We start from the raw sequence: 11,825 nt of genomic DNA on the forward strand, positions 1-11,825 counted from the left end.
GCAGGTTAGTCGTCCTCTTCCTATATGAATAGATCTTCCGCGTTGCTCCTCGCTTTTGTCTTCCTCAGCGGCTGCCAGGCCTTGGCCCCCGTTTCGCAGGACGGTGCCTCACCGGTCGAAGACACCACGCCGGCCCCTGAAAAGCCCAAGGTTTACAGCTCGTTCAGCCAGGAAACGGTGTTCAGCCTGCTGAGTGCCGAACTCGCCGGCCAGCGCAATCGTTTCGACATTGCCCTGGACAACTACGTGACCCAGGCCATCAACACCCAGGATCCGGGCGTTTCCGAGCGTGCCTTCCGTATCGCCGAGTACCTGGGCGCCGACCAGCCGGCCCTCGATACCGCGCTGATCTGGGCGAAAAATGCCCCGGACGATCTCGAAGCACAGCGCGCCGCCGCCGTGCAACTGGCGCGCGCCGGGCGTTATGACGACTCGATGGTCTACATGGAGAAAGTCCTTCAGGGCAAGGGCGACACCCATTTCGACTTCCTCGCGCTGTCGGCTGCCGACACCGATCAGGAAACCCGCAACGGCCTGATGAAAAGTTTCGACCGCCTGTTGCAGCGTCACCCGAACAACAATCAGCTGATTTTCGGCAAGGCCCTGCTGATGCAGCAGGATGGCGACACCCGAGGTGCGCTGACCCTGCTCGAAGACAATCCGCCGGAAGACGGCGAGATCGCCCCGATCCTGCTGCGCGCGCGCCTGCTGCAAGGGCTGAATCGCGGCGACGAAGCCTTGCCGCTGCTGCAAAAGAGCATCAAGAAGTATCCGGACGACAAGCGCCTGCGCCTGACCTACGCGCGGATGCTGGTGGAACAGGACCGGATGGACGACGCCAAGGTCGAGTTCTCCACCCTGGTTCAGCAATACCCGGAAGACGACGAACTGCGTTACTCGCTGGCACTGGTCTGCCTGGAAGCCAAGGCCTGGGACGAGGCCAAGGGCTATCTGGAAGACCTGATCGCCCGGGAAAGCCATGTCGATTCGGCGCACCTGAACCTGGGCCGCATCGCCGAAGAACGCAACGACCCGCAAGGCGCGCTTATCGAGTACGCCCAGGTCGGCCCCGGCAACGACTATCTGCCGGCGCAACTGCGTCAGGCCGATATTCTGATGAACAACGGCAAGACCGCCGAAGCCCAGAGCAAACTCGCCGCCGAGCGTGACGAGCAGCCGGACTACGCGATCCAGTTGTACCTGATCGAAGCCGAAACCCTGTCCGCCAACAATCAGGGCGACAAGGCCTGGAAAGTCCTGCAACAAGCGTTGCAGCAGTATCCGGACGATCTGAATCTGCTTTACACCCGCGCCATGCAGGCGGAAAAGCGCAATGACCTGGCGCAGATGGAAAAAGACCTGCGCCTGATCATCAAGCGCGATCCGGACAACGCCATGGCCCTCAACGCCCTCGGCTACACCCTGTCCGACCGCACCACCCGCTACGCTGAAGCCAAGGCGCTGATCGAACAGGCCCACCAGATCAACCCGGAAGACCCGGCGGTTCTCGACAGCCTCGGCTGGGTGAACTTCCGCATGGGCAATCTGGAAGACGCCGAGAAATACCTGCGTCAGGCCCTTGAGCGCTTCCCCGACCACGAAGTCGCCGCACACCTGGGCGAAGTGCTGTGGGCCAAGGGTAAACAGCGCGAAGCGAAACAAATCTGGGGCAAGTTCCTCAAAGACCAGCCTGACAGCACCATCCTGCGCAGCACCATCAAGCGCCTGACCGGATCCGAGACTCTTTAACTCATGTTTTTGCGCCACGTCATCGTTTTCAGCTTCATCGCCCTGCTCGCCGGCTGCGCGGGCTTCGGCGCCCGTGAATCGGTCGAGGGCCAAGGCAGCCCTGCACAATGGGCCGCGAACAAACAGCAACTGACCGGCCTCGACGGCTGGCAGATCGATGGCAAGATTGGTATCCGCGCCCCGAAAGATTCGGGCAGCGGCACGCTGTTCTGGCTGCAACGTCAGGATTACTACGACATCCGCCTGTCCGGCCCGCTGGGGCGTGGCGCGGCGCGACTCACCGGCCGCCCGGGTGCCGTGTCGCTGGAAGTGGCGAATCAGGGCCGTTATGAAGCGCCGACTCCGGAAGCACTGGTCGAAGAGCAACTGGGCTGGAAACTGCCGGTCTCGCATCTGGCCTGGTGGGTTCGCGGCCTCCCGGCACCGGACAGCAAAAGCCGTCTGACCCTGGACGGCAACAGTCGCCTGGCCAATCTGGATCAGGATGGCTGGCAGGTCGAATACCTCAGCTATGCCGAACAGAGCGGTTACTGGCTGCCCGAGCGGATCAAGCTGCACGGCAGCGATCTGGACGTGACGCTGGTGATCAAGACCTGGCAACCGCGCAAACTGGGGCAATAAAGCATGACCGTTCCACGCCTCACGCTGCCATCGCCGGCCAAACTCAACCTGATGCTGCACATTCTCGGTCGTCGTGAAGACGGTTATCACGAGTTGCAGACGCTTTTTCAGTTCCTCGACTACGGCGACGAAATCACCTTTGCCGTCCGTGACGATGGCGTGATTTGCCTGCACACCGAATTCGACGGTGTGCCCCACGACAGCAACCTGATCGTGCGCGCGGCCAAAAAACTCCAGGAACAATCCGCTTGCCCGCTTGGCATCGACATCTGGATCGACAAGGTCCTGCCGATGGGCGGCGGCATTGGTGGCGGCAGCTCGAACGCGGCCACCACCCTGCTCGGCCTCAATCATTTATGGCAACTGGATTGGGATGAGGATCGCCTGGCCGCACTGGGCCTGACGCTGGGCGCCGACGTGCCGGTGTTCGTGCGTGGCCATGCGGCTTTTGCCGAAGGTGTCGGTGAGAAACTCACCCCGGTCGAGCCCGCCGAACCTTGGTATGTCGTGCTCGTTCCGCAAGTCTCTGTAAGTACGGCAGAAATTTTTTCAGATCCTTTGTTGACACGTAACACGCCGCCCATTAAAGTGCGCCCCGTTCCCGAGGGAAACAGTCGAAATGACTGCTTGCCGGTGGTTTCGAGGCGTTATCCAGAAGTACGTAACGCATTGAATTTGTTAGGTAATTTTACCGAAGCAAAACTTACCGGAACTGGAAGTTGTGTGTTTGGGGGCTTCCCAAGCAAAGCTGAAGCTGATAAAGTCTCGGCCCTTCTGACAGAGACCCTTACAGGGTTTGTAGCAAAAGGAAGCAACGTTTCGATGTTGCATCGCAAGCTGCAAAGTCTGCTCTAAAGGAATCAAGTGCCCGGCACTTGAAAGCAACAGATACAGGGGCGTCGCCAAGCGGTAAGGCAGCAGGTTTTGATCCTGCCATGCGTTGGTTCGAATCCAGCCGCCCCTGCCATTTTCCTATACTCATCCAGGTATACCCTCAGCCTTCAGGTACTGCGCGTGTCCAAGATGATGGTCTTTACGGGGAACGCTAACCCCGATCTGGCTCGGCGTGTCGTACGTCAGCTGCATATCCCTCTCGGTGACATCTCTGTCGGTAAATTCTCCGACGGCGAAATTACAGCCGAGATCAATGAAAACGTTCGTGGTAAAGACGTCTTCATTATTCAGCCGACTTGCGCTCCGACCAACGATAACCTGATGGAACTGGTAGTGATGGCTGATGCCTTCCGCCGCTCCTCGGCTACTCGTATCACTGCTGTTATTCCTTATTTTGGTTATGCCCGTCAGGATCGCCGTCCGCGTTCCGCACGTGTGGCTATCAGCGCAAAAGTCGTTGCTGACATGCTTACCGTAGTCGGCATCGACCGTGTTCTCACGGTTGATCTGCATGCTGACCAGATTCAGGGTTTCTTCGATATTCCGGTAGATAACATCTACGGCTCCCCGGTTCTGGTGGATGACATCGAAGATCAGCGCTTCGAGAACCTGATGATCGTGTCCCCGGACATTGGTGGCGTCGTGCGTGCACGTGCCGTTGCCAAATCCCTGGGCGTGGATCTCGGGATCATCGACAAACGCCGTGAGAAAGCCAATCACTCTGAAGTGATGCATATCATCGGTGATGTCGAAGGGCGTACCTGCATTCTGGTCGATGACATGGTCGATACCGCCGGCACTCTGTGCCACGCGGCCAAGGCCCTGAAAGAGCATGGCGCAGCCAAGGTCTTTGCCTACTGCACACACCCTGTGCTGTCGGGTCGGGCCATCGAGAATATCGAAAATTCCGTGCTGGACGAGCTGGTGGTCACTAACACCATCCCGCTGTCCGCTGCAGCACAAGCCTGTGCACGTATCCGTCAACTGGATATCGCACCGGTTGTTGCCGAAGCGGTTCGCCGCATCAGCAATGAAGAATCGATCAGCGCGATGTTCCGTTAAGGGCCCTGCCCTTCGCGAAATGTCTCGTTGACGAAAAGCGCCCCGCCCCGGCATTCCTGCCGGGGCGGGGCTTTTTTGCCCATACCGTGTTCGGCGCTGGTCGCAAACGCCACTCGGTCATGGCTATTTTGGAGATACAAAATGAACGATTTTACTTTGAATGCTGAACTGCGTTCCGACCTGGGGAAAGGTGCGAGCCGCCGCCTGCGTCGTCTCGCTGCCCTGGTTCCAGCTGTTGTTTACGGTGGCGACAAAGCCCCTGAATCCATCAGCATGCTGGCCAAAGAAGTTGCCAAACTGCTCGAAAACGAAGCGGCCTACAGCCACGTTATCGAACTGAACGTTGGTGGCACCAAGCAGAACGTGATCATCAAGGCTCTGCAACGTCACCCGGCCAAAGGCCACGTGATGCACGCTGACTTCGTACGCGTTGTAGCTGGCCAGAAACTGACCGCTATCGTTCCTGTGCACTTCATCAACGAAGCTGCTCCAGTGAAGAAAGGCGGCGAAATCTCGCACGTTGTTGCCGAGATCGAAGTTTCCTGCCTGCCGAAAGATCTGCCTGAGTTCATCGAAGTCGACCTGGCTAACGCTGAAATCGGCACCATCGTTCACCTGTCGGACATCAAAGCTCCTAAAGGCGTTGAGTTCGTTGCTCTGGCACACGGCGATGACAAGGCTGTTGCCAACGTCCACGCTCCACGTGTTGCTCCAGAAGCTACCGAAGAAGGCGCAGCAGAGTAATTCACTCTGCCATGCCTGAGTGAGCAGGTAACATCGCGGACTGGAACGTAGCGAGAAAGCGGGCGGGAACGCGGAGTTTACATCCATGGTAAATGAGCATTTTTCGTCCACTTTCGCCGCCTTCACGGATCGCGGCGATGTTATCCACCACTCAAAGGAAGGGCCCCTATCGTGACTGCCATCAAACTGATCGTTGGCCTGGGAAATCCAGGCGCTGAATACGAGCAGACCCGGCATAACGCAGGGGCCCTTTTTGTTGAGCGCATCGCCCACGCACAGAACGTGAATCTCGTGGCCGATCGCAAGTATTTCGGCCTGACCGGGCGTTTTTCGCATCAGGGTCAGGATGTTCGTCTGCTGATTCCCACCACCTACATGAACCGCAGCGGCCAGGCCGTGGCGGCACTCGCCGGTTTCTTCCGCATCAAGCCTGAAGAAATACTGGTGGCACACGACGAACTCGATCTGCCTCCGGGCGTCGCCAAACTCAAAGTCGGCGGCGGCCATGGCGGTCACAACGGGTTGCGCGACATCATTGCGCAATTGGGCAATCAGAATACGTTCCACCGCCTGCGGCTTGGCATCGGCCACCCGGGCGTCGCCAGTATGGTTTCAAATTTCGTCCTTGGTCGTGCGCCACGCGCCGAACAGGAAAAACTCGATGCCAGCATCGACTTTGCCCTCGGCGTGCTGCCGGATATCCTCGCCGGTGAATGGAACCGCGCGATGAAAAACCTGCACAGCCAGAAGGCCTGACTCTAATCCGAGGGGAAACACCATGGGATTCAATTGCGGCATCGTCGGCCTGCCTAACGTCGGCAAGTCCACCCTGTTCAACGCCCTGACCAAATCCGGGATCGCGGCCGAGAACTTCCCCTTCTGCACCATCGAGCCGAACAGCGGCATCGTGCCGATGCCGGATCCGCGTCTGGACGCTCTGGCGGCCATCGTCAATCCGAAGCGCATCCTGCCGACCACCATGGAATTCGTCGACATCGCGGGCCTGGTGGCCGGCGCCTCGAAAGGTGAAGGCCTGGGCAACAAGTTCCTGGCCAACATCCGCGAAACCGACGCGATCGCCCACGTCGTGCGCTGCTTCGAAGACGAAAACGTGATCCACGTTTCCAACAGCGTCGACCCGAAGCGCGACATCGAAATCATCGACCTGGAACTGATCTTCGCCGACCTCGACAGCTGCGAGAAGCAACTGCAGAAGGTTTCGCGCAACGCCAAGGGCGGTGACAAGGACGCGGTGGCCCAAAAGGCCCTGCTTGAGCAGTTGATCCCGCACTTCACCGAAGGCAAGCCTGCGCGCAGCCTGATGAAGAACATGAGCGCCGACGAAAAAGCGATCATCAAGGGCTTCCACCTGCTGACCACCAAGCCGGTCATGTACATCGCCAACGTCGCTGAAGACGGTTTCGAGAACAACCCGCATCTGGACGTGGTCAAGGCCATCGCCGAAGAAGAAGGCGCCATGGTCGTTCCGGTCTGCAACAAGATCGAAGCGGAAATCGCCGAGCTGGATGACGGCGAAGAGAAAGACATGTTCCTCGAAGCCCTGGGCCTGGAAGAGCCTGGCCTGAACCGCGTAATCCGCGCCGGCTACGAGATGCTGCACCTGCAGACCTACTTCACCGCCGGTGTAGAAGAAGTCCGCGCCTGGACCGTCCGCGTCGGTGCCACCGCACCGCAAGCCGCTGGCGTGATCCACACCGACTTCGAGAAAGGCTTCATCCGCGCCGAAGTGATCGCCTACAACGACTTCATCCAGTACAAGGGCGAAGCCGGTACCAAGGAAGCCGGTAAATGGCGCCTGGAAGGCAAGGACTACATCGTCAAGGACGGCGACGTAATGCACTTCCGCTTCAACGTGTAAAAGCTGAACCCAAGAAAAAGCCGCGTTCGATACGCGGCTTTTTTATGTCTGAAATTCAGCCTGTCAGGCCTTTTTGGTTCTCGGCAGGAAGATCGCCAACACACCGAACAGCGGCAGGAACGAGCACAGGAAATACACGTATTCGATGCCGTGAATGTCCGCCAGATGGCCAAGCAACGCAGCACCAATCCCGCCGAAGCCGAACATCAGACCGAAGAACACCCCGGCAATCATTCCGACGTTGCCCGGCACCAGCTCCTGCGCGTACACCACGATCGCCGAGAACGCTGAAGCGAGGATGAAACCGATCACCACGCTCAGGACGCTGGTCCAGAACAGGTCGACATGTGGCATCAGCAGCGTGAACGGCGCCACGCCAAGGATCGAGAACCAGATCACCGCCTTGCGCCCGATCTTGTCGCCAATCGGCCCGCCAAAGAATGTGCCCGCCGCCACCGCGCCAAGAAACAGAAACAGGTGCAACTGCGAACTGGCCACCGACAGGTCGAACTTCTCGATCAGGTAGAAGGTGAAGTAACTGGTCAGGCTGGCCATGTAGAAATACTTGGAGAACACCAGCAGACCCAGCACCACCAGCGCACTGACCACCCTGCCCTTCGACAGTCCATGAGTGGCGGCCTGGCCGGCCTTGAGCTTGAACAGGTTCAGGTGATGGGCGTACCAGCGACTGATGCGATAGAGCACGAACAGCGCAAACACCGCGAACAGCCCGAACCACGCCACGTTGCCCTGCCCGAAAGGAATGATGATCGCCGCGGCGAGCAACGGGCCGAAGGCCGAACCGGCGTTACCGCCCACCTGAAAGGTCGATTGCGCCAGACCGAAACGCCCGCCCGAGGCCAACCGTGCTATTCGGGAAGCTTCGGGGTGGAAGGTCGAAGAGCCGATACCGATCAGCGCCGCCGCCAGCAAGATAAGCGGAAAACTGCCGACCATCGACATCATCACAATACCGATCAGCGTACACACGGAACCGGCGGGCAACAGCCACGGTTTCGGATGCCGGTCGGTGTGATAACCGACCCACGGCTGCAGCAGCGAAGCGGTCAATTGGAATGTCAGGGTAATCAGGCCGACCTGGGTAAAACTCAAACCATAGTTGGCCTTGAGCATCGGATAGATCGACGGCAGCACCGACTGGATCAGGTCATTGATCAAATGCGCCAGCGCCACCGCGCCGATGATGCGCATCACCAGTGGACTGCTCTGGGGAGGAGCGGACGCCGAGGCAGCGGCGGTCTGAACGTTGCTGATAGCCATGGGAGTTTCCGGACTGCAGATGGGTGCACGCGGGCAGGTGCGTCAATGTGCCATTTTTCGGTGCGTCAGCGCCATCCCCTTAGCCAGCTAACGAACTATTCAGTCGCCGCGCCGCAAGTGATAGCGCAACGCCATGGTCTGAATCTTGCCTTGCTTATCGGCTTGAACGCGGCGCCCTTACAAAGGGCATCGAGAATGGGAAGTTTCGCTACAGAGCCGGCCTACAGAGCGGGCAAGGGTGAACTTTCGAGGCCTTTTAGCAGGGCACCAATCCCGGTCGCAGTGACCGCGATGCACGCCGATGGTGCGTGGTGTCCAGAGGAGTCATGGGGCATGCAGGCTTTTTTATCACCGGGGATCAGGTTGCTGGGGCGGTTTGGCTTCGCGCGTAAATTCCAGTTGTTGTTTCTGCTGTTTATCCTGCCATTGGCCGGCAGCCTGTTAATGATCGGCCAGGACTATCGCGACAAACTCAACTTGATCGCCGGCGAACGTGCCGGTGTGCGGCAGTTGCTCGCCCTTGATGCACTCGACAACCTGCTCGCCGCCCAACGCGACCGCGCCGCCCGCTGGCGCGCCACGGAAACCAACCGCCAGCCGACGCCCGCCACCCTGGCCGCCGTGGCCGCATTCGATGGCGTGCAACCTGCCGTGGCCCAGGCCACGCTGGAGCTGGGCAATGCCTTGCAAGCCGAAGGCGCGGAAAGCGAAACCCTGACCCGCTATCAGGCTCTGCAAGCCGCGCTCAATGGTCTGGACTCGAAAAGCCTTTCCGGTGTCGGCTGGTGGCCGGATGGTTACGACCGCTTCACCAATGCGCTCAGCGCCCTGCAAGCGTTGCGCGAACAAATCGCGATGGACAATCGCCTGATCCTCGCGCCGTGGCTGGAAACGTATCTGCTGACACAGATTTCCACCCAGCACGCACCGGACCTGATCGAGCGGGTCGGCCGACTGGCAGCCGTCGGCCAGGCTTCTGTAGTTTCCGGCCAGTTCACCCTGCAAAGCCGTCTGCAACTGCGTGACCTGCGCAGCCGCATCGGCGATGCCCGCGAGCAGCTTGTAAAAACTGCCGGCCTGCTCGAAGCGCGTCTACCGAGCGCTCTGCAAGGCTGGGCCGGGCAATATCACGACAGCCTCAAGCAACTGGATGCCGGTCTCAAAGTGCTGGATGACGGCGTGTTCGGCGGCAGCATCAACCTCAAGCCGGAAGAGTTCGAGCGCATCCTCGACGCCCTGCTCGGCAACCTCGCCACGTTGCGCCAGCAATCGCTGGTGTCGCTGGATCAGAGGCTGGATGACTACCATGGGTCGGCGATTCGTCAGTTCATCATTGTCGCGGCGGTCTTCGGTTTTCTGTTGCTGGCGGCGCTGTACCTGTTCGTCTGCCTGCAAGCCTCGATCCGCCGCAGCGCCAGTGGCATCACGCTGCTGGCCGAGGCCCTGCGTGACGGCAATCTGAGCCTGCAAGTGCCAGTCGTGGGCCGTGATGAACTGGCGTCGATCAGCACCGCGCTCAACGTGGCCGTGGTGCAATTGCGCACCAGCCTGCTGGGAGTCGACCACGAGACGTCGCAACTGAGCAACGCGGTGCGCAGCCTCAACGATCACTCCAGCGGCGCTCTCAGCGAAGTCGAAGCGCAGCAATTGCAGATCAGCCAGATCGCCGCCGCAGCCACGCAATTGGCGGCGACCTCCCAAGGCGTGGCGCAGAGTTGCGAACAGGCTTCCGGCAGCGCCCAGCACACCCGGCGCATCGCTGCCGACAGCAGCCGTGACAGTCAGCGCACCACGGCGAGCATTCAACAGCTCAATCAGCGCCTGAACGAAACTGCCGCAGCGCTCGGCCGGGTCAGCGAGCAAGGGCAGCAGATTCAACTGGTGGTCGACACCATCCGTGGCGTCGCCGAGCAGACCAACCTGCTCGCCCTCAACGCCGCTATCGAGGCCGCTCGCGCGGGTGAACAAGGTCGTGGCTTTGCCGTGGTGGCCGATGAGGTGCGCAGCCTGTCGCAACGTACGCAATCGTCCACGGCGCAGATCGCCGGTACGGTCGACAGCCTGCGCAATACGGTCAACGAAGCCGTGAGCCTGATGGAGGCTGCGTGCGGCCAGGCGCAATCGGATGCCGCGGCGGTCACGGGACTTGGCGAACGCCTGGGGGAAATCGCCAGCGCCGTGCAGAGCGTCACCGACACCCTCGCCCAGATCGCCACGGCGGTCGAGGAACAGGCGAGCACCGCCGATGAGGTCAGCGGCAATATCCAGCAGGTGGATCAGGCGGCGGTTCGCCTGCTCGAAGGCGCGCGGGCGGTGAACCTTGCGGCGGACACCTTGAGCCAGGGCAGCCATGCCTTGAGTGCCAACACCGGAAGATTTCAGCTGCGTTGAAAGCCCTTCCCGCGCCTTTTTTCGGCGCGGGAGGATAAGCGGTTGAAAATAAGAAGAAATATTTTGAATTTACGCTTGACGCTTTTTCATTTCAGGGGAATAATGCGCGCCACTTGGCTACATAGCTCAGTTGGTTAGAGCATAGCATTCATAATGCTGGGGTCCGGGGTTCAAGTCCCTGTGTAGCCACCAAGTACTAAAAACGGCTTACCGAAAGGTAGGCCGTTTTTTTATGCCTCGAGAAAAGTGCCCTCCCCGCTGGATCGGTCTGATTCTGTAGGAACCCGGTGCGAAAGGCGTACGAAGAGGATTTTTCGTTCGTCCAGGCACCTGCATCTGCGCCAGTCGATTTGATCGCCATCCCGATTGACCGACACGCTCCCCTGTCTCGATTCCAGGACAGACAGGGAGTGGTCATGGACCTGAACAAATTCCTTTTCGACGATGAGTGGCGTCGAAAACGCCCGAGCGAAAACGCGACATGGACCGGATGGATTCCACCCCCGCCACCAGAACCCGTTTATATCCGGACAGACGAATGGCCATCGCCAAAGCCTCGCGACGATCTGGTTTTTGCCAAGTCCTGCACGCCGGGCAACTGGTGCCGGACGGATGCCGGCACTACACCTGAGCCCGCCTCTCACTTCGGCAAAGTCATGGTGGCAGGCGCTCTGCGCATTCCCGCTGCCAGTCACGCCGTAGCGAAGGCCATCGGCGCCGATCTGGCGTTGGGGCGCATGGCCGGTGGTGGAATTCTGCAGCAGCGCCTTAATTGGGCAATCCGCGGTGCGGGAGGCCCGGCCAGCGTGTTTATCCTCGGGATGCTCCCGACCCGAATGGGCGACGGCACGCTTCACACTGATGAACAGCTACGCAGCATGAGCCGCGCCACCACTCGCGTGCGGTTCCAGTTTCGGCGTGATGCCGAAGGCGTCATGCAGGTCTACGGCATCCACACCGGCGTCTCGGGCGACGACTCGGTGCGTACCGTAAAAGTCGAGTGGAACAGCGACAAGACCGCCATGGAGGCGAAGCTCAACGGCATCACGATTTTGTGGACGCCGCAACGCGGGCCGCTGGGATCGATGCCGCCGCTGGTGTATCCGGAACACGGCGAACCACTCAGCACGATTCTCGTCCACCCGATCGCCGCGAACACCGACAGCCAGATTGAAATCCTGCCCGGCGAAGACATCACCGCCGA

At 59.9% G+C, this 11,825-nt stretch carries 10 protein-coding genes and 2 tRNA genes; 11 read left to right on the forward strand and 1 reads right to left on the reverse strand.

The window, feature by feature from the left end:
• Positions 1–24: 24 nt before the first annotated feature.
• The 8 genes from ACTJK7_RS20465 to ychF all read left to right on the forward strand — a co-directional run bounded on the left by ACTJK7_RS20465 (position 25) and on the right by ychF (position 6,949).
• A complete protein-coding gene (locus tag ACTJK7_RS20465; RefSeq protein ID WP_064384010.1) occupies positions 25–1,749 on the forward strand; it encodes a tetratricopeptide repeat protein in 1,725 nt (574 codons plus the stop codon).
• A gap of 3 nt (positions 1,750–1,752) precedes the next feature.
• Positions 1,753–2,370: a lipoprotein insertase outer membrane protein LolB gene (gene lolB, locus ACTJK7_RS20470; RefSeq protein ID WP_108563242.1), complete on the forward strand. Its 618-nt coding sequence runs from the start codon at positions 1,753–1,755 to the stop codon at positions 2,368–2,370.
• A 3-nt stretch (positions 2,371–2,373) separates the two neighbouring features.
• On the forward strand, positions 2,374–3,225 hold the full coding sequence (gene ispE / locus ACTJK7_RS20475; RefSeq protein ID WP_108563243.1) for a 4-(cytidine 5'-diphospho)-2-C-methyl-D-erythritol kinase: 852 nt from the start codon (positions 2,374–2,376) through the stop codon (positions 3,223–3,225).
• Positions 3,226–3,262: 37 nt separating this feature from the next.
• Positions 3,263–3,337: transfer RNA gene (locus ACTJK7_RS20480), tRNA-Gln, on the forward strand.
• Between the two features lie 47 nt (positions 3,338–3,384).
• Positions 3,385–4,326: a ribose-phosphate pyrophosphokinase gene (locus tag ACTJK7_RS20485; RefSeq protein ID WP_003171603.1), complete on the forward strand. Its 942-nt coding sequence runs from the start codon at positions 3,385–3,387 to the stop codon at positions 4,324–4,326.
• A gap of 141 nt (positions 4,327–4,467) precedes the next feature.
• Entirely contained in the window at positions 4,468–5,070 is a 603-nt protein-coding gene (locus ACTJK7_RS20490) for a 50S ribosomal protein L25/general stress protein Ctc (RefSeq protein ID WP_011335926.1), read from the forward strand.
• A gap of 171 nt (positions 5,071–5,241) precedes the next feature.
• Positions 5,242–5,826, forward strand: a complete 585-nt coding sequence (pth, locus tag ACTJK7_RS20495; RefSeq protein ID WP_007951726.1) for an aminoacyl-tRNA hydrolase — start codon at positions 5,242–5,244, stop codon at positions 5,824–5,826.
• Between the two features lie 22 nt (positions 5,827–5,848).
• A complete protein-coding gene (ychF, locus tag ACTJK7_RS20500; RefSeq protein ID WP_064384013.1) occupies positions 5,849–6,949 on the forward strand; it encodes a redox-regulated ATPase YchF in 1,101 nt (366 codons plus the stop codon).
• Between the two features lie 63 nt (positions 6,950–7,012).
• Here the strand turns inward: ychF and ACTJK7_RS20505 are convergent, their stop codons facing one another.
• The gene (locus ACTJK7_RS20505; RefSeq protein ID WP_085668193.1) at positions 7,013–8,230 is read right to left on the reverse strand and encodes an MFS transporter; all 1,218 of its coding nucleotides are present in this window, start codon (positions 8,228–8,230) and stop codon (positions 7,013–7,015) included.
• A gap of 333 nt (positions 8,231–8,563) precedes the next feature.
• Here ACTJK7_RS20505 and ACTJK7_RS20510 point away from each other — a divergent pair, with 333 nt between their 5' ends.
• The 3 genes from ACTJK7_RS20510 to ACTJK7_RS20520 all read left to right on the forward strand — a co-directional run.
• Complete coding sequence (locus ACTJK7_RS20510; RefSeq protein WP_440780750.1) at positions 8,564–10,621, forward strand: methyl-accepting chemotaxis protein; 2,058 nt, start codon at positions 8,564–8,566, stop codon at positions 10,619–10,621.
• Between the two features lie 115 nt (positions 10,622–10,736).
• Positions 10,737–10,813: transfer RNA gene (locus ACTJK7_RS20515), tRNA-Met, on the forward strand.
• Between the two features lie 224 nt (positions 10,814–11,037).
• The coding region (locus ACTJK7_RS20520; protein ID WP_440780749.1) for an S-type pyocin domain-containing protein at positions 11,038–11,825 on the forward strand (788 nt) is incomplete at its 3' end.

This window comes from Pseudomonas sp. 22085, from assembly GCF_052045815.1.
In the GTDB taxonomy this organism is placed as follows: Bacteria; Pseudomonadota; Gammaproteobacteria; order Pseudomonadales; family Pseudomonadaceae; genus Aquipseudomonas; species Aquipseudomonas glycinae.

Excerpts from the sequence above, each read along its gene's own strand:
- ACTJK7_RS20465 (WP_064384010.1), top strand. The coding sequence starts at position 25 with ATGAATAGATCTTCCGCGTTGCTCCTCGCTTTTGTCTTCCTCAGCGGC.
- lolB (WP_108563242.1), top strand. The coding sequence starts at position 1,753 with ATGTTTTTGCGCCACGTCATCGTTTTCAGCTTCATCGCCCTGCTCGCC.
- ispE (WP_108563243.1), top strand. The coding sequence starts at position 2,374 with ATGACCGTTCCACGCCTCACGCTGCCATCGCCGGCCAAACTCAACCTG.
- ACTJK7_RS20490 (WP_011335926.1), top strand. The coding sequence starts at position 4,468 with ATGAACGATTTTACTTTGAATGCTGAACTGCGTTCCGACCTGGGGAAA.
- ychF (WP_064384013.1), top strand. The coding sequence starts at position 5,849 with ATGGGATTCAATTGCGGCATCGTCGGCCTGCCTAACGTCGGCAAGTCC.
- ACTJK7_RS20505 (WP_085668193.1), bottom strand. The coding sequence starts at position 8,230 with ATGGCTATCAGCAACGTTCAGACCGCCGCTGCCTCGGCGTCCGCTCCT.
- ACTJK7_RS20510 (WP_440780750.1), top strand. The coding sequence starts at position 8,564 with ATGCAGGCTTTTTTATCACCGGGGATCAGGTTGCTGGGGCGGTTTGGC.